Source organism: Umezawaea sp. Da 62-37 (assembly GCF_032460545.1).
Taxonomy (GTDB): Bacteria; Actinomycetota; Actinomycetes; order Mycobacteriales; family Pseudonocardiaceae; genus Umezawaea.
This window is the reverse complement of the sequence record NZ_CP135965.1, coordinates 3,571,111-3,588,430: the sequence shown is the minus strand read 5'-3', so window position 1 is coordinate 3,588,430 and position 17,320 is coordinate 3,571,111. Positions and strand designations below refer to the sequence as shown.

Genomic DNA, 17,320 nt, shown 5'->3' with positions numbered 1-17,320 from the left:
CTTGTCGGCGCAGCCGATGCTGGCGTAGCCAGACTTCCCCCTGCCCCCGATACACAGCGCCCTCCTGCACTACCCCTGTTTGTCAAGGCATCTTTCCCGCCTTGACAAACAGGGGTAGTGCATTGAGACAATCGCGCGCCGGGGGCCGGGCTTCCCTCTTTCCCTGAACCCAACCCGCCTAGCTGATCTGGAAACTATCCCCGTAGACCTTCCACTTCAACGGCGTGTTCAAATCAAAATTCCCCGCATTCAAGAACACCCTCTGCGCCGTATCCACCCGACTGGTGTCCGAATGCGCCTCCTCCTGCTGCATCGCCCACTTCCGGGCATCCAGGAACGCGTTCAACCAAGCCGTCTCGGTCCCACCCTGCGCCGGCGGCTTCGCCTTGGTCAACGCCCGCTTCCGAATCCCCCCAAAACTGGTCCCATCACTACCATCACCATGCATCACGATCGCGTCGTAGTAGATGAACTGCCCCAAAGTCCGCACCCCATCGGACTTCGCCTTCGAAACGGCCGGGTTGAAATAAACCCGATCCCGCTCCGACTCCTGCGCGTTCTTGAACGCCTGATCCTTCGCGGCAGTCTTCCAGTCCTTCGTGAAATTCGGATCCAACCCGGAATGCGAATCCGACCCGTCCACATTCCTCAACGCAGGCAAGTACTTCGCCAACACGTTCCCCGGCGAAACAGTCGTGTAAGCCTCGACAAGTTCCAGCATGTCATGTGTCCCCGAACAGAACCCGATGATCCCCCCGGTGTACCCACGACCATCATCGATGTCCTCGATGTACCCGAACTGCGCCCGCCAATTCAACGACGAGTTCTCCGCACTCGACACCAACTGCATCGCGATGTCCTTCTTCACCGGATCATTCAAATCCACCGCCAGGGCACCCACCCCGGCGTGCACCCCATCAGCCGCCATCGGCCGTGCGAGTGCCGCTGTGGCACCGGTGGAAACGAGCGCCACCGACATCGTCGTGACGGCGGCCAGGCGCAGGAGCCTGCCTGAGTTCAACACGAAAACCTCCGCGAAACAGGGGATGGGACACACGGCTGCGGCGGCTGGTGTCTGCATCTTTCGGCTGAGGCACCGCGGGAGGGACCGAGGTGATGGCGGTCACCGTATCCGGGGACCCCGAATTAGGCAACCTTCTTGCCTTATTCGTCTGAGTCGGGCTCCCGGACCACCCAGTACCCGTCGCGCAACGCGTTCACCAGGGTGAACCGGCTGGTCTACCCGATCCGGTACTCGTCGTCGGGCACGTCGGTCACGAACATGTGGCCGGGCGCGTGCGTGATCGCGAACGGCGGCCGCGACGCCATCAGCGCGGCCTGCGGCGTCACCCCGCACGCCCAGAACACCGGCACGTCGCCCTCGACGGCGTCGACCGCGTCCCCGAAGTCCGGTGCCGCCAGGTCGGCGATGCCGAGCGCGGCCGGGTCGCCCGCGTGCACGGGCGCGCCGTGCACCGCGGGCATCAGCCCGCTGATCCGCGCCGTCGTCTCAACCAGTTCCGCGGGAATCCAGCGCATGGACACCACCATCGGCCCGTGCATCCGGCCTGCCGGGCGGCATTCGCGGTCCGTCGCGTACATCGACACGTTGCGGCCCTGCTCGACGTGCCGCAGCGGCACACCGGCCTTCGCCAGCGCCCCTTCGAACGTGAAGCTGCACCCGATGAGGAACGCCACCAGGTCGTCGCGCCAGAACGCCGTCACGTCGGTCCGCTCGTCGGCCAGGACCCCGTCCCGCCACACCCGGTAGCGCGGCAGGTCGGTCCGCAGGTCCGCGCCCGGCGCCAGGACCGTGCGCGGGTCGCCCGCGTCCGTCACGTCCAGCACGGGACACGGTTTCGGGTTGCGCTGCGTGAACAGCAGCACGTCGTACGCCCAGTCCGCCGGGACGGCGATCAGGTTCGCCTGGGCGAACCCGGTCGCCAGGCCCGCGGTGGGCCCGCTCGCGCGGGCCCGGACCTCCTCGGGTGTCACGTCAGCTCCCGTCCCAACGTCTCCGGCAGGCCGAGCAGCGCCAGTACCGCCACCCCGTACGCGGCCGCCCCGAACACCATCGCGCCACCCACGCCCATGCTTTCCGCCATGAACCCGACGCCCGCAGGGAACAGGGCCCCTACCGCGCGGCCGAAGTTGTAGGTGAAGCCCTGCCCGGTGCCGCGGACGGCCGTCGGGTAGAGCTCGGCCAGGAACGAGCCGAAGCCGCTGAAGATCGCGGAAGCGCAGAAGCCCAGCGGGAAGCCGAGGAAGAGCACGGCGGTGTTGGCGCCGACGGGGATCTGCGTGTAGAGCACGATCAGGACGGCGGACAGGACGGAGAAGAGGGCGAAGGTCTTCTTGCGCCCCAAGCGGTCCGTGATGAAACCGCCGCAGACGTAGCCGATGAACGCGCCGGAGATCAGGAAGGCGTAGTAGCCGGTGGTGTTGATGACCGACAGGCCGCGCTCGGTCTTGAGGTACGTCGGCAGCCAGGTCGCGAGCGTGTAGTAGCCGCCTTGGACGCCTGTCGCGAGCATGGCGGCGAAGAACGTCGTGCGGCCCAGGCCGTGGGTGAAGATGGCTCGGAAATTGCCCTTGTCGGGGCTCTTCCGGCGTTGTTCGACGGTGCCGGGGGCGTCTTGGACCGTGCGGCGGATGTAGAGGACGAGGACGGCGGGGAGTGCGCCGGTCCAGAACATGATCCGCCACGCGAAGTCGGGGCCCGCCAAGGAGAAGACGGCGGTGTAGACGACCACCGCCAGGCCCCAGCCGACTGCCCAGGCGCTTTGGATGAAGGCGACCGCGCGGCCTCGGTACTCGGGTTTGGAGTACTCGGCGACCAGGATCGCGCCTGCTGCCCATTCGCCGCCGAAGCCGAGGCCTTGGAGGCCGCGGAAGACCAGGAGCATCTCGTAGCTGGTGGCGAAGCCGCAGAGGACGGTGAAGACCGCGTAGGTGATGACGGTGATGAGGAGGGTTTTGACTCGGCCGACTCGGTCGGCGAGTACGCCTGCTGCTGCGCCACCGAGGGCGGAGAGGACGAGGGTGGCGGTGTTGAGGAGGCCTGCTTGGCCTTTGGAGATGCCGAAGAAGGAGGTGATGGCTACGAGGCTTAGGGGGAGGACCCAGTAGTCGTAGGAGTCGAGGCCGTAGCCGCCGAAGGCGCCGGTGAAGGCGCGTTTGCCGTTGCGGCCGAGGGTGTGGAACCAGGCCAGGTGGCCGGTGGAGTGGGTCTTGGGTTTTGTGCTCATGGGCACCTCGTGGGGGTGGTGAGCGGGTTGTGCGGTGAGGGATACGGTAGGGGATTGTTGAACAATCCTTCAAGGGGGCGATTGGGGGAAGTTTTTGGGTTGGGGTGTGTGGGGTGGATTCAGGGGTCTGGAAGGGGTGGACCCGGAGGGTTCGGGAGGTGGGTCGCGTGGGAGTGGGCTCAGGGGGTCCGGGAAGTTGGCCGCATAGGTCGGCGCAGAGGGGGTCGGAGGCGGGCCTGAGGGGTGTCGGGCTTGAGGGGTGGGCCCGGAAGGTGGGCAGGAAGGTGGGCCCGGAGGTGGGTCGGGAGGTTGGTTCGGAAATGTGCTGGGTCCGGAAATGTCGGACCCCCTGAGTACCTTGGGGTTGTGGCTGTTTGTTGCCCTAACTATGACGTGCAGTGATGCTTGATGCTGCCCTAGGAAGGGTCTGCGCTGCCTCTCGCTGGTAGAGGCAGCGCAGACCCTCCCTAGGGCAGCGCAAGCCCTCTGACCTGCACGTAGAGGGGTAGAGGGCTATACGGGCAGGGTGTGGGCCTGTCGGGCCTCCAGGCATGGACGGCCCGAACCGAAGGTCTTGCCTGCGTCGGGGTCTACCCATGTTCGTGGCATCAGGCGGCGCGAGTACGGCACCTCGAACCCGCATGTCTATATAGGACTGTCCTGTGTAGACAGTCCATAGTGGATCCACGTAGCTGGTGCACGCCTAAAGGGCGTTCCACTTCCAAGGTTTTGGTAGATTGTCGCGAAAGCAAGCAAGTCGGTGCCGTGCCTCTTTTTCGGCTGCTGGGCCTTCGCGGCTTTCGGCTTGAGTAAAGGCGAACGATATCCATTTAAGCTCTTGAATGTCCGCCAAAGTGCGAAAATTTGTCCATGAGGTCACATCGAAACCGCCGTAGGACGTAACAAATTCGCCGTAATCTGTGGGGGTAATTCTTGCGAAGTCGACATAGTCGGCAGCTATCGGTACTAGATCCCACTCGGGCGGCCCTAGCGATACCGATTCCAAATCAAGAAGGATAGCTTGCCCTTCGGTTGAAACCGCAACATTGCCCTGCCAAGCATCACCGTGAATGAGCTTATAGGGACTACGCCATTCGATGTGGGCATAATTTCGCTGAAGCTCATCAAGCTTCTTTGAGATCCAATCCTGGTCACTTTGAGAAAGAGCTTTTGTAGCCCCTATTTGTTGGCTGATTTTTACAAATGGATCAAGCTTGGGAATATCGAGGCCGGCAGGACGAGGGAGGTTGTGCAGAATATGGAGAACCGAACCTAATTCCGCTGGCGTCGCTGGTCGGTGGCTAGGCAAAAATTCCCACCATGTTACCGGATGTCCATCGACAACCGTCGGCTGCAATAGAGTATTAACCGCTTTTACGGTTGGCAACCCGTGATCGCCAAGCCAATGCGATGCGGCAACTTCTCGATAAGCTGATTTTTGTGTTCCGTGTTGACCTACGCGGGCTACTACCCCGCCAGGAAGTTTGCACACGAGGTGTGAACCATTTCGAATCACTTCCAGATCGCGTGAATCTAGCCCCTGGGACCTTGCCGCACGTTCAAGAATGTTCATCCCTTGCGACAGTTCCATAGGTTATGCTCCGAGTTGTCGCTGAGGACCGAAAAGGTCGTTCTGAAGGTCGACGACGGCGGGTATCGCCTTGTGCATGTTGGCACTGCGCCCAAGTTGTCGCAACTCTTCAGTTACCCTTCTTGATTGAAGCTTTGCGCTTTCGGTAAGGGCAGTACGGCCAATCTGGACCGCCTCAATAGGGTCTCCGGTTTGGAGCAGCAGTGAGGCCAAGCGTGTCTGAGAAAATATCTTTGAGCGTGGATAAGTCTCATCGTGAAGGCTGATCGCATTGCGTAGACGTGGGGCGGCAAGATCGGCGTCTTTTCGTGACACTGCAACGGAAATCAAGGCACGGCCGGTGCTGCCCTGGTGCTCTGCTTCATCGTAATAACACAGCCAAGGCGGATCATCGTTAATATTTCTGTTAGCGAAATATTCGTCTGCCCGATTGACTTCCGAGATTGCCTCCCTTTCTTTACCTTGAGCTGCGAGCAGTCGCGCTCTGATAGTGCACATCATCGCCCGCGCTGTTTCTGACACCCGGTCGGATCGAACCTGTGCAAATTCAATTTGCGATAGTGCGCCATCAAGGTTGCCCAAGTAGGCAGAATTACGCGCCATATCTGAAAGCGTGTTTGCGCGGAGCGCCCACGATCCACTTTCCTGGGCGCACCAAAGGGCAAAATTAAAACACTTTTTCGCAGAATTATAGTCGGCTACATCGAAAGCCGAAAAAGCGACCACGCCACCAAGGTTTCCGATGGCCTCTAGCATTTCTTTACGCACCTGATTGGACGCCCGAGCCTCAGTTAAACGGGAAGCCCTACGTAATTGAGCGGCAGCCGCCTCATATGAAAATCCTCCGCCATGCATATTTTCTGACAACGCTAGCATTCTGGTGATGGAACGCATATTAACTACATCGGACCAGCCGATAGAGTTCGGCAATGGGTTATCTATGATCAATGATTCGATGTATTCCGCAGGCGAAGTGCCGAGATCGATATTTGAATCAAAGTCAACGCTGAAGCTTGCAGGATTGCTTGCCGATGCGGCGGCTAGATGGTTTTCTTTTTCGACTTTTGAGGTATAGGTCAATCCATTGCCAAGTATATGTGCTTTTAAGCATTCCTGTGACAACCCGCCCGGTTGCCGATCGAGACAATCTGCTTCAACTTGACCAAAGATTGCGCTCATGTCCTGTTCGGGCTGCGCGTCGCCATTTTTGACAGCTTGCACAATTTCGGTAGATGGTACCCGCATCTCCGATTTCGACAAGGAAGCGACTGTCGCTGGGAATTCAGATTTGATGCTAGTGAACCATTGATATTGCTGTGGAATTTTGAGAAGCGAAGACCAGAACTCAAGTTTGGCAATACTGTCGATTGCGCGCCCGTTTTCGATACGACTTACATGGGGTTGAGCGCATCGGGCCCACATGGCGACTCTACTTTGACTCACGGGTGACCCGTGGAATGGATGGTTGCGATATGCGGTGATGACCGCGCCCATGTGATGCGTGGCTAGTGAGGTGATCTCAGCGACTTTCAGATGAGCCGTCCATGCTCGAAATGGGTGAGCACGAGTGCGGCTTTGACGATGCAGCCGATCTTGCGGGGGCTGGTGGTGAAGTGTCGCAGTGCGCGCCATCGTCCGGTCAGCATCGCGAATCCGCGTTCACCGAGGCAGCGCAGGCCGCGTAGCAGGGCGTTGTAGGTGCGAGTGTCGATGTCGAGTACCTGGCCATCCGCAGGCTGTTTGACCGGCGTGAACACGCCGATGCCCGCCCCGTCGTAGCCGTTGTCGGCCAGGGTGGGCAGGTCGAGTTGGGAGGCGGCCCAGTACAGGGCGCCGAGCACGTGCTCGCGGGCCGCGGTCAGGTCGTGTGCGGAGCCGGGTTCGACGTCGCTGATCCATAGCGGGACACCGTTGGGTGCCATCAGAGCTTGGATGTTGCCGCCGTGTTCGCGTGCTTTGCCGGAGTACCAGCGGTCGATCTGTTCGCCTTTCACGCTGGTGGTCTTCTCGGCGAGGCGGTCGGCGGAGAAGATCTTGCCGTCGAGGATGACATGGGCGAGTCCCTCGTTCTTGGCTTGTTGCAGGGCTTCGTGCAATTCCGGGGCCTGCTCGGCGAGCACGGTGATGACCTCGTCGAGGTAGCGGTAGCCGGTGGCGCGGGAGATGCCGTGGTCGCGGGCCAGTGCGGTGATGTCGGTGTTCTGGCGGAACCAGCGCAGCCCCAGTACCGCCTGTCCGTAGCAGGTCAGCGCTCTGACACCCTTACGAGTGCCGCGTTCGCGACGTTCGGCTTGGAGCAGGCGGCCCAGGTACTGGGCGAGTTCGCGGGGCACGTCGAGTGTGGCACGATAGGTGATCACGGGGAGCCTTCTGGTCAGGATTTGATCTTCGCAAATCCAGTCCTACCAGGGGTTCCCCGTCCTTCGTCTTCCGGGCTTCCGTGGCTCTGCTGAGCGTTTTACGAACTCCGCTGGGTTCTCATCGCTGGGATCGCCGTTGGTGAGATCACCTCAGTGCCGCACGCATGGTGGGGGTGTCCCAGAAGTCGATGGGCACCTCAGGCGGAGCCGGCTCCTCTGCCGTGAGACGACGCGCACAGGGTCCGCACAAGTCGCCCGTGGTGTCACGGGACAGGCGTGTCCCGCAACGGCACTGACGGCGAGCAACGCTCATCGGCGGCTTCCCCTCGATCTCTAGTCCACACGTCCGGCGCAGACGGCCTGAGGTCCACATTAACCCTGGTGACGGGTCATCTACAGGGAGTAGCCCGCATGTCGGTCTACGGGCCGTTGCCGGAGGTCACGACGTTAGGGCAACAAATAGTGCTAACCCTGGGTTTTGGGGGGTCTTCACGACAGGGGGACCCTTGGTGGCGGCTGTCCGGCCCTTGTTGGGCGGGCGCTGGCTGCGGGTTGCGTCGTGGGTGACATGCCTCCACCCCGGTCGCCGAGTGTTCCAGGCTTGACGGAGCTTGTCAAGGCGGGAAAGATGCCTTGACAAGCTCCGTCAAGCCTGGAGATGGCTTCGGATCGGGGTGCAGGGGTAGGTCTGGCTACGCCAGCATCGGCTGCGCCGACAGAGCATCGGGCTCCGCCCGACAGAGCATCGGGCTCCGCCCGACAGAGCATCGGGCTCCGCCCGACAGAGCATCGGGCTCCGCCCGACAGAGCATCGGGCTCCGCCCGACAGGGCATCCTCGCTCCGCGTCGGACAGGGCATCCTCGCTGCGCGTCGGACAAGGCACCTCGCTGCGCGTCGGCAAGCGGGCGGGCGCTATGCGCCGGGTGCGAGGGGGCGGCTGTGCCGGTGGGGTTATCGGGCTGCGCCTGATGGGGTGTCTGGCTTCGCTTCGGTTGGTGCCCTGGTGAAAGGGCTTACCGGTTGTTAGTTGGGGTTTGAGGCGTGGCCGAATTCGGAGAGGGGGACGGGGACCGCGTGCAGGGCGTCGAGGATGCCTGCTTCCAGGTGTAGGAGGCGGCGGATGAGGTGTAGGCGGCGGGCTGGGGAGGTTTCCTCGAGGAGGTGTTGCTTGTCCTCCAGGGCGAGTAGGCAGTCGCCTGCCAGTAGGTAGGAGAGGAGGTCGTGGGTGGTTTCCTCGGGTGGGGCGGACCAGTCTTCGCGGTGCCAGGCGGCGGCGCAGTAGCGCTGGTGTGCGGCTCTTGCGGACTTGGCCATGAGGGGGAGGACGTCGGCAACGGGGGGTGGGGTGGGGGTGTCGGGGAGCCATTCGACCTCGCCGACCAGGTACGGGGCGGCTTTGTGGTCGACGGAGAGGAGTTTGAAGCGGCGTTCGCCCTTGGTGACGATGTCGAAGCGGCCGTCGTTTAGCCTGCGGGCTTCCCTCAACAACGCTGTGCAGCCGATTTCGCGCAGCGAGCCGACGTTGTCGGTGCCGATCTCCCAGCCCTCGCGGATCGAGACCACGCCGAACTGGCGGTCGGGCAGGACGCCGGTGACCAGGTCGACGGTGAGCTGGCGGTAGCGGGGCTCGAAGATGTGCAGCGGCAAGGACGCCCCGGGCAGCAGCACGGTGCCCAGCGGGAAGAGCGGGAGCGTCTCGGTCACACGACCACGTTACGACGTGGCGCCCGTGCCTGCTGGACGGCCGCTCGACGGCGGGCGGAGGACGGCGAACTGGTCGGTCACCAGGATTCCCCTTGCGCTGAAACGGAAAAGCGCCGCGGGCCTGCCGCCGGTGGGTCCGGGGGGTGAGGTGTCGCCGGTGGGTTCGAGCAGGCCGCGGCGGGAGAGCACGCGTTGCAGGTTGGTGGCGGAGACGCGGTAGCCCAACGCCGCCGAGTACAGCTCGCGCAGCGCGGAGATGGTGAAGTCCGGTGGTGCCAAAGCGAAACCGAGGTTCGTGTAGGACAGCTTGGAACTCAGCCGGTGGCGTGCCTTGTGGATGATCGAGCGGTGGTCGAACGCGGTCTCGGGGAGTCCGTCCACCGGGAACCAGGCCGTGTCGGCGGGGATCTCCGGGTCGATGTCGGAGGGGACCAGGCCGAGGAACGCGGTGGCGACGACGCGGGGGCCGGGGACGCGGTCGGGGGCGCTGAAGACGGAGAGCTGCTCGACGTGGGAGAGCTGCCTCACGTCGACCTTCTCGGCGAGCTGGCGCTTGATGGACGCCTCGATGTCCTCGCGGTCGCCGAGCGCGCCGCCGGGTAGTGACCAACGGTGAGCGTGCGGTTCCCTGGCGCGTTGCCAGAGCATGACCTGGAGTGATCCGGCTCTCACCTGGAGTACTGCGGCCAACACCTCATGTCCCGCGAGACCCACGGGCTGATACTATCGGCTACGTTTTCGACCCAAAGGCGAAAACCTCGGAGAGTCGCGAGGAGGACCCCATGGTCGCTACCGCATATGTGGAGCGAACCTCAGACGGCGCGTACGACGGCATCGAGGCCGACGCGTCCTGGCGCGCGGAGGTGCTCGAACTCGCGCGTCAGCGCGACGCGGTCATCCTCGCCCACAACTACCAGCTGCCCGAGATCCAGGACATCGCCCACCACACGGGCGACTCGCTCGCGCTCAGCCGCATCGCCGCGGCCAGCGACGCGTCCACGATCATCTTCTGCGGCGTGCACTTCATGGCGGAGACGGCGAAGATCCTCGCTCCGCGGAAGACGGTGCTGATCCCCGACGAGCGGGCGGGCTGCTCGCTGGCCGACTCGATCACCGGTGAGCAGCTGCGCGAGTGGAAGGCCGAGCACCCCGGCGCGGTGGTCGTGTCCTACGTGAACACGACCGCCGAGGTGAAGGCGGAGACGGACATCTGCTGCACGTCGTCGAACGCGGTCGACGTGGTCGCCTCGATCCCGGCGGACCGCGAGGTGCTGTTCCTGCCGGACCAGTTCCTGGGCGCGCACGTGAAGCGCGAGACCGGCCGGGAGAACCTGCACATCTGGGCGGGGGAGTGCCACGTCCACGCGGGCATCAACGGTCCCGAGCTGGCCGCCCGCGCGGCGGAGGACCCCGAGGCGGACCTGTTCATCCACCCGGAGTGCGGTTGCGCCACGTCGGCGCTCTACCTCGCGGGCGAGGGCATCGTGCCCGCGGAGAAGGTGCGCATCCTGTCGACCGGCGACATGATCACCGCCGCCCGCGGCACGGCCGCGAAGTCGGTGCTGGTGGCGACCGAGATCGGCATGCTGCACCAGCTGCGCAAGGCCGCGCCGGAGATCGACTTCCGCGCGGTGAACGACCGGGCGTCGTGCAAGTACATGAAGATGATCACGCCCACCGCCCTGCTGCGCTGCCTGCGCGAGGGCCTGGACGAGGTGCACGTGGACCTGGAGACCGCGAAGCGGGCGCAGGCGTCGGTGCAGCGGATGATCGAGATCGGCAAGCCCGGCGGCGGCGAGTGAGGCCGCGCTGGGAGGCCCGCGCCGACCTCGTCGTGGTCGGCACGGGAGTGGCGGGGCTGACGGCCGCGCTGCGCGCCCACGAACTGGGCCTGCGGGTCCTCGTCGTCACCAAGGCCAGCGGGCCGGACGGCAACACGCGCTGGGCGCAGGGCGGCGTCGCCGTCGTGCTGCCCGGTGAGCACGACGAGGGCGACACCGTCGGCGCGCACATCGGCGACACGCTCGTCGCGGGCGCCGGCCTGTGCGACGAGGACGCTGTCACAGCGGTGATCTCCGGGGGTCCGGAGGCGGTGGAACGGTTGCGCGAGCGCGGCGCCGTCTTCGACGCCAAGCCCGACGGCCACCTGGCCCGCACCCGCGAGGGCGGCCACACGGCGTTCCGCGTCGTGCACTCCGGTGGCGACGCGACCGGCGCCGAGGTCGAGCGGGCGCTGCTCGCGGCGACCGCGGACGGCAGGTTGCCGGTGCTGGAGCAGCACGTCGCGGTCGACGCGCTGCGCACCCCGCTCGGCGTCGTGTGCGGACTGCTGGTGCTCGACGGCAACGGCGTGCCCGGCGCGATCGGCGCCCCCGCGGTGCTGCTCGCCAGCGGCGGCCTCGGCCAGCTGTACCAGGCGACGTCCAACCCCGAGGTCGCGACCGGCGACGGTCTCGCCCTGGCGATGCGGGCGGGCGCGATGGCGGCGGACGTGGAGTTCGTCCAGTTCCACCCGACCGTCCTCTACACCGGGCGCGGCGCGCGCGGCCGGTGCCCGCTGGTCACCGAGGCGGTGCGCGGCGAGGGCGCGGTGCTGGTCGACGCCACCGGCGCGCGGGTCATGAAGGGCGTGCACCCGCTGGAGGACCTGGCTCCCCGCGACGTGGTCGCGGCGGCCATCACCCGGCACATGGCGAACGGGCCCGGCGGGATCGACGACCACGTGTTCCTCGACGCCACCGGGCTCGACCGGATGGCGACCCGGTTCCCGACGGTCCACGCGGCCTGCCTCGCGGCGGGCGTCGACCCGGCGCGCGACCCCATCCCGGTCGCCCCGGCGGCGCACTTCGCCTGTGGCGGCGTGATGGCGGACGTGGACGGGCGCACCGCGATCACCGGCCTGTACGCGGCCGGCGAGGTGGCGAGGACCGGTCTGCACGGCGCGAACCGGTTGGCGTCCAACAGCTTGCTGGAAGGCCTGGTCGTGGGGACCCGTGCGGCGGAAGCCGTCGCGGCAGACCTCGCGCTCGGGCTGCTGGCCGACCCGAAGACCGCGCTCGACCCGGTGCTGCCCATCGCCCCGGTCGCTGACCGCGACTCGCTGCAACGGGTCATGAGCCGGTACGCGGCCATCGGCCGGGACGCCGAGGGCCTCGCGGTCGTCGGCTCGGTACTCGACCTGTCCACTGTGGACCGGGTGCTCGACACCCGGCGCCTGGTGGAGGACGCGGCGCTCACGCTCGCCGCGCGGGCGCTCATCGCGGCCGCCGCCGAGCGCACCGAGTCCCGCGGCTGCCACGTGCGCACGGACTTCACCGCGCGCGACGAGGTCCGCTGGCACCGCACGCAGGCCGTCCGGCTCACCCCGACCGGCCAGCCCGTTCTCGCTGATCCTGTGATGGCTTGGGGTGCGGCATGACCACTGTCGATCTGGAAGACGCCCGTCGGGCGATCGCGCTGGCGTTGGCGGAGGACCTCCGCTACGGCCCGGACGCCACGACCGAGGCCACCGTGCCCGTCGACGCGGTGGCGGTCGCCGAACTGACCCCGCGCGCCTCCGGTGTGCTGGCCGGGATCCCGGTGGCGCTGGAGGTGTTCGGCGCCGACGTGGAGATCCTGTCCCAGCGCGCCGACGGCGAGAAGGCCGTTCCCGGCGAGCCCGCGCTGGTCGTGCGCGGCCGGGTGCGCGACCTGCTCACCGTCGAGCGCACGGCGCTGAACTTCCTCACCCACCTGTCCGGCATCGCGACCGCCACGGCGGCGTGGGTGGACGCGGTCGCGGGCACCGGCACGCAGATCCGCGATTCCCGCAAAACGTTGCCGGGTCTGCGTTTGCTGGAGAAGTACGCGGTCCGCTGCGGCGGCGGCGTCAACCACCGCATGGGCCTCGGCGACGCGATCCTCATCAAGGACAACCACGTCCTCGCCGCCGGTTCCGTGAAAGCGGCCATGGCCGCGGTCCGCGCCCACGCCCCGCACCTGCCGTGCGAGGTCGAGGTGGACAGCCTGGAGCAGTTGGACGAGGCCGTCGCCGAAGGCGCGGAACTGGTGCTGCTGGACAACTTCACGCCGGAGCAGTGCGCCGAGGCCGTCCGCCGCGCCAAGGGCGTCAAGCTCGAAGCCTCCGGCGGCCTCACCCTGCCGGTCGCCCGCGCCTACGCCGAGACCGGCGTGGACTACCTGGCGGTCGGCGGCCTGACCCACTCCTCGCCCGCACTGGACCTGGGGATGGACCTGCGCTGACGGCACGGTGCGACGGCGGCGGACCCCGCCGCCGTCACACCGGCCCGGCCGCGAGCGACCGCAGGTACGGCAGCCGGGGCAGACCCGCCGAGCCGTAGAGGAAGTAGCACAGCAGCACGGACAGCCACGGCGTGCCGAACCCCGCCAGGCACAGCGGTTCCGCGCCCGAGAAGTTCAGGAAGCACACCCCGCGCGGCGGGTCGGTGGTGAACTCGACCACCGCCTCGTGGTCGAACGCCAGCCACTGCTGACCGGTGAAGCACAGCGTGCGCCGGTCCGTCACGACCGCGCGGGCCAAGCAGTGGTCCCGCCACCGCGGCGCGGCCATCGCCTGGGCCCGGTTGCGGGCGACCGAGTTGCCCACCGCGTTCGCGGCGAGGCCCGCGGCGACGAACAGCGGCGACCCGAAGAAGAAGCCGCTGTTCTGCTGGTAGGACACGTCCATGCCGTAGAACCGCGAGTACGCCACCGTCAGGTCGCAGAACGACGTCTCGCCGGGGTTCAGCCGCACCGGCGTGAAGAGCGGCTGAGGTGTCCCGCCGCCCGCCAGGTGGGCGTAGAGGTGCGTGGCCGATCTCCACGCGGCCGTCCACTCGTCCCAGTCCGCCACGTCGACTCCCCCTTCGTCGCGGTGGAAGTGTTCCGCCGCCACGACAGGAGATCAACCGGGTTCGGTCCCGTGTCCGCAGTCGTGCGGGGACGCGGTCACAGTCGCCTGTTCGAGAGCACCGGCAACGTGCGCCGGGCGTTCTCGACGGATTCCACGTCGATGTCCACCACCAGCAGGTCCGGCTCCGCCCCGAGGCTGCCGACGACGTTGCCGAGCGGATCGGCGACGATGCTGTGCCCCACCCCGGTCGGAGCCGTGGTCCCCAGGTCGCCGGGATCGGCCTGGCCGCACGCCAGCACCCACGACGTGCAGTCCAACGCCCGTGCGCGGACCAGCAACTCCCACTGGTCGACCTTGCCGGGCCCCGAGCCCCAGGACGCGCCGAGCAGGACGGCGGTGGCGCCCGCGTCGGCCAGCGCGCGGAACAGTTCGGGGAAGCGGACGTCGTAGCAGGTGGCGATGCCCAGCGTCATCCCGTCGACCTCGACGGTCACCGGCTTCGCCCCCGGAGCGACGGTGCTCGACTCCTGGAAGCCGAAGGCGTCGAACAGGTGGATCTTGTCGTAACCGAGGTGCACGTCCGCCCCCGTGACGAGCAGCGTGTTGGTCACCCGCCCATCGGCCGTGGGCGTGAACATCCCCGCCACCACGACCACGCCGTGCTCCACGGCGATGTCGCGCACGGCGGTCGCCCACGGTCCGTCCAGCGGTTCGGCGACGGGCTTGAGCGACACCCCGAACCGGCACTGGGTGGCCTCCGGGAACAGCACCACCCGAGCCCCGTCCGCGGCGGCCCGGCGGACTCCGTCGCGCACCGATTCCAGGTTCGCCAACGGATCGGTGGTCGAGCTGATCTGGCTGAGAGCGACGCGCACGGCGTGATCCTCCTCTGGTATACACACAGTATGCAGGTGTCCGGTCGCGACAAGGCCTACGAGTTCCTCAAGGACACCATCCTGGCCGACCCCGAGATGCAGGGGCGCTTCATCAGCGAGCAGGAAGTCGCCGACCGCATCGGTGTGTCCCGCACCCCCATCCGCGAGGCGCTGCTGCTGCTCGCGGCCGAGGACATGGTCCAGCTCGTGCCCAAGAAGGGTGCTTACGTGGCACCGGTTTCCGGGCGCCAGGTGGCCGAGCTGATGGAGCTGCGCGGCATGGTCGAGCGCTTCGCCGCGGAGCACGTCCTGCAAGCCGGGACCGCGCCCGTCCGGGACATGCGCGAGGCGATCGGACGCCAGACCGCGTTGCGGGGCATGGCGGACGCGCGCGAGTTCATTGACGTCGACCGCCAGTTCCACGCGCTCCTGGTGAAGGCGACCGGCAACGAGCTGCTGACCAAGGTGTACGAGGGCCTGCGCGCCCGGCAGATCAGGGCCGGTGTGGTGGCGCTGTACCGCTCGGAGGGCAGGCGGGACGCCGTGCTGCTGGAGCACGAGTCCATCGTGGCCGCGCTGGAGTCCGGGGACGTCGGCGCGGCCACGGCGGCGATCACCTCTCACCTGGAGTCCACGCTCAAGGTGCTGCTCGGCACCTGATCGTCCTCGGGATCGCGGCCCAGGCGCAGCCCGGTCGACGTGACCACGCAGGCGACGGCGACGTACACCGCGACCAGCAACCACGAGTCGAACTCCGCCAGCAGGGCGGTGAACACCAGCGGCGCGATCGCCCCGCCGATCACGCCCGCGAGCGTGTAGGCCAGCGAACTGCCGGTGTAGCGCAGCCGGGGCGTGAACTGCTCGGCGATGAACGCCGCCTGCGGGCCGTACATGAACGCGTGGAACGCGAGCCCGACCACGATGCCCAGCACCAGGAGCGGTCGCGACCCGGTGTCGATCAGCGGGAAGAACACGAACGGCCAGACCGCGCCGCAGACCGCCGCCCCCGCGTACAGCGCGCGCCGGTTGACCCGGTCGGACAGCCAGCCGGCCAACGGCATCAGCACCAGCTGGCACCCCGACGCGATGAGCACCGCGGTCAGCCCGGCGTTGCGCGGCAGGCCGAGCTGGGTGGTGATGTAGGTCAGCACGAACACGGTGAACAGCGCGTAGAGCACGTCCGGCCCGACGCGGCACAGGACGGCGGCCACCAGCGGCCTGCGCTGGGTGCGGAACACCTCGGCGACAGGTGCCTCCGGTCGGTCGCCGCTCTCCTGAATGGCCTTGAACACCGGCGTCTCCTCCAGCTCCAGCCGGATCCACAGGCCGAACCCGACGAGCACCGCGGACAGCAGGAACGCGACCCGCCAACCCCACGACAGGAACTGCTCGTCGCTGAGCAGCACGCCCAGCAGCGCCAGCACGCCGTTCGCCATCAGGTTCCCGGCGGGCGGCCCGATCTGCGCCGCCGAAGCCCAGAACCCGCGCTGCCGGGGATCGCCGTACTCGCTGGAGAGCAGCACCGCGCCGCCCCACTCGCCGCCGAGCCCGACGCCCTGCGCGAAGCGCAGCACCACCAGCAGCACCCCGGCGAGCCCGCCGATGGCCGCGTGCGTGGGCAGCAGGCCGATCAGCATCGTGGCGATGCCGGTGATCAGCAGCGTGGTCACCAGCACGCGCTTGCGGCCGAGCTGGTCGCCGAGCCTGCCGAACAGGAACCCGCCCAGCGGCCGCGAGAGGTACCCGACGGCGTAGGTGGAGAACGCCAGCAGCGTCGCGGTCAGCGGTTCGGAGCTGGGGAAAGAACAGCGGGCCGAGCACCACGGCGGCGGCCACGTTGTAGATCGCGAAGTCGTACCACTCCAGCGCGGTGCCGGAGAGCGAGGCGGCGAACGCGCGGATCAGAGCGGGTCCGCGCACGTCGTGGGGTGTGGTCGGCGACATCGTGTAATACTGCTTGTATACAACTCGTATGCGCAAGGAGTGGCATGTCGGACCTGAGTTTCGAACTACCCGACGGCGCCCGCGTCGCGGTCACCGTGACGACCCTGCTCAACGGCGGCTACGCGGGCCGGAGCCAGGACGACGTGGCCGCCCACGTGCGGGAACTGGCCGAGCTGGGCGTTCCCGCGCCGAGCGAGACCCCGAGCCTGTACCCGGTCGCGCCCTACCTGGCGCAGCAGACCGGCGAGGTGGCGGTGCAGCACGACCGCACCTCCGGCGAGGCCGAGTGGGCGCTGGTGGTGACCGACGACGACCTGCTGCTCACCGTCGCCTGCGACCACACCGACCGCGCGCTGGAGGTGCACGGCGTGGCGTGGAGCAAGCAGGCGGGGCCGGACGTGCTGGGGCGCGGGGCGTGGCGGCTCGAGGAGGTCGCCGACCGGATCGACGAGGTCGAGCTGACCGCGTGGGCCGACGGCGTCGAGATCCAGGTCGGCACGCTCGCCGAACTGCTCGCCCCCGCCTACTGGGTCGAGGTGCTGCGGGCCCGTGACCTGCTGCGGCCCGGCACGGTGCTGCTGTCGGGGACCATCCCGATGCGCGAGGGCGTGAACCAGTTCGCCGAGCGGTGGCGGGTCGAACTCCGCGATCCCGCGACCGGCCGCGCGATCGACTGCGCCTACTCGGTGCGCACCCTCCCGGCCGCGATCGGCTGACGGTGCCGGAGCGCACGGACTAGGGTCGG

Annotated in this window: 15 protein-coding genes and 1 pseudogene; 5 read left to right on the top strand and 11 right to left on the bottom strand. The window is 67.1% G+C overall.

What is annotated here, in order from left to right:
* Nucleotides 1–178: 178 nt before the first annotated feature.
* From RM788_RS15745 to RM788_RS15710, 8 genes are all read right to left on the bottom strand, one after another.
* Nucleotides 179–979 carry a chitosanase gene (locus tag RM788_RS15745; protein ID WP_399344999.1) on the bottom strand — a complete coding sequence of 267 codons (801 nt, stop codon included), beginning with the start codon at nucleotides 977–979 and terminating at the stop codon, nucleotides 179–181.
* Nucleotides 980–1,239: 260 nt separating this feature from the next.
* The gene (locus RM788_RS15740; RefSeq protein ID WP_315932420.1) at nucleotides 1,240–1,995 is read right to left on the bottom strand and encodes a putative hydro-lyase; all 756 of its coding nucleotides are present in this window, start codon (nucleotides 1,993–1,995) and stop codon (nucleotides 1,240–1,242) included.
* On the bottom strand, nucleotides 1,992–3,248 hold the full coding sequence (locus RM788_RS15735; RefSeq protein ID WP_315932419.1) for an MFS transporter: 1,257 nt from the start codon (nucleotides 3,246–3,248) through the stop codon (nucleotides 1,992–1,994). The genes RM788_RS15740 and RM788_RS15735 overlap by 4 nt, the downstream gene beginning before the upstream one ends.
* Before the next feature lie 703 nt (nucleotides 3,249–3,951).
* Nucleotides 3,952–4,839, bottom strand: coding sequence for a phosphotransferase family protein (locus tag RM788_RS15730; protein ID WP_315932418.1), 888 nt, complete (start codon nucleotides 4,837–4,839; stop codon nucleotides 3,952–3,954).
* Nucleotides 4,840–4,842: 3 nt separating this feature from the next.
* On the bottom strand, nucleotides 4,843–6,333 hold the full coding sequence (locus tag RM788_RS15725; RefSeq protein ID WP_315932417.1) for an NsdA family TPR-like regulatory protein: 1,491 nt from the start codon (nucleotides 6,331–6,333) through the stop codon (nucleotides 4,843–4,845).
* A 35-nt stretch (nucleotides 6,334–6,368) separates the two neighbouring features.
* The gene (locus RM788_RS15720; protein ID WP_315923401.1) at nucleotides 6,369–7,199 is read right to left on the bottom strand and encodes a transposase family protein; all 831 of its coding nucleotides are present in this window, start codon (nucleotides 7,197–7,199) and stop codon (nucleotides 6,369–6,371) included.
* A 1,024-nt stretch (nucleotides 7,200–8,223) separates the two neighbouring features.
* Complete coding sequence (locus tag RM788_RS15715) at nucleotides 8,224–8,904, bottom strand: LON peptidase substrate-binding domain-containing protein (protein ID WP_315932416.1); 681 nt, start codon at nucleotides 8,902–8,904, stop codon at nucleotides 8,224–8,226.
* Nucleotides 8,905–8,913: 9 nt separating this feature from the next.
* Nucleotides 8,914–9,618 (bottom strand): NUDIX hydrolase, encoded by a 705-nt coding sequence (locus RM788_RS15710; RefSeq protein WP_315932415.1) that lies wholly within the window; start codon nucleotides 9,616–9,618, stop codon nucleotides 8,914–8,916.
* Between the two features lie 68 nt (nucleotides 9,619–9,686).
* Here RM788_RS15710 and nadA point away from each other — a divergent pair, with 68 nt between their 5' ends.
* The 3 genes from nadA to nadC are packed head-to-tail and all read left to right on the top strand — an operon-like array spanning nucleotide 9,687 to nucleotide 13,146.
* A complete protein-coding gene (gene nadA / locus RM788_RS15705; protein WP_315932414.1) occupies nucleotides 9,687–10,706 on the top strand; it encodes a quinolinate synthase NadA in 1,020 nt (339 codons plus the stop codon).
* Nucleotides 10,703–12,322, top strand: a complete 1,620-nt coding sequence (locus RM788_RS15700) for an L-aspartate oxidase (RefSeq protein WP_315932413.1) — start codon at nucleotides 10,703–10,705, stop codon at nucleotides 12,320–12,322. The genes nadA and RM788_RS15700 overlap by 4 nt, the downstream gene beginning before the upstream one ends.
* Nucleotides 12,319–13,146: a carboxylating nicotinate-nucleotide diphosphorylase gene (gene nadC / locus RM788_RS15695; protein WP_315932412.1), complete on the top strand. Its 828-nt coding sequence runs from the start codon at nucleotides 12,319–12,321 to the stop codon at nucleotides 13,144–13,146. Before RM788_RS15700 ends, nadC begins: the two co-directional genes overlap by 4 nt.
* 34 nt (nucleotides 13,147–13,180) lie before the next feature.
* Here the strand turns inward: nadC and RM788_RS15690 are convergent, their stop codons facing one another.
* Together RM788_RS15690 and RM788_RS15685 are read right to left on the bottom strand one after the other, a co-directional pair.
* On the bottom strand, nucleotides 13,181–13,798 hold the full coding sequence (locus tag RM788_RS15690; protein WP_315932411.1) for a hypothetical protein: 618 nt from the start codon (nucleotides 13,796–13,798) through the stop codon (nucleotides 13,181–13,183).
* A 53-nt stretch (nucleotides 13,799–13,851) separates the two neighbouring features.
* Nucleotides 13,852–14,631 carry a carbon-nitrogen hydrolase family protein gene (locus tag RM788_RS15685; protein ID WP_315932410.1) on the bottom strand — a complete coding sequence of 260 codons (780 nt, stop codon included), beginning with the start codon at nucleotides 14,629–14,631 and terminating at the stop codon, nucleotides 13,852–13,854.
* 30 nt (nucleotides 14,632–14,661) lie between these two features.
* On the opposite strand from RM788_RS15685, the gene RM788_RS15680 reads away from it, so the two are divergent.
* Nucleotides 14,662–15,291 carry a GntR family transcriptional regulator gene (locus tag RM788_RS15680; protein WP_315932409.1) on the top strand — a complete coding sequence of 210 codons (630 nt, stop codon included), beginning with the start codon at nucleotides 14,662–14,664 and terminating at the stop codon, nucleotides 15,289–15,291.
* Here RM788_RS15680 and RM788_RS15675 read toward each other — a convergent pair.
* Nucleotides 15,252–16,575, bottom strand: a pseudogene (locus RM788_RS15675) (MFS transporter). The gene RM788_RS15680 and the pseudogene RM788_RS15675 sit on opposite strands and share 40 nt — an antisense overlap.
* A 44-nt stretch (nucleotides 16,576–16,619) precedes the next feature.
* Between RM788_RS15675 and RM788_RS15670 the strand changes: the two are divergent.
* A complete protein-coding gene (locus RM788_RS15670; RefSeq protein ID WP_315932408.1) occupies nucleotides 16,620–17,291 on the top strand; it encodes a DUF2848 domain-containing protein in 672 nt (223 codons plus the stop codon).
* Nucleotides 17,292–17,320: the final 29 nt, after the last annotated feature.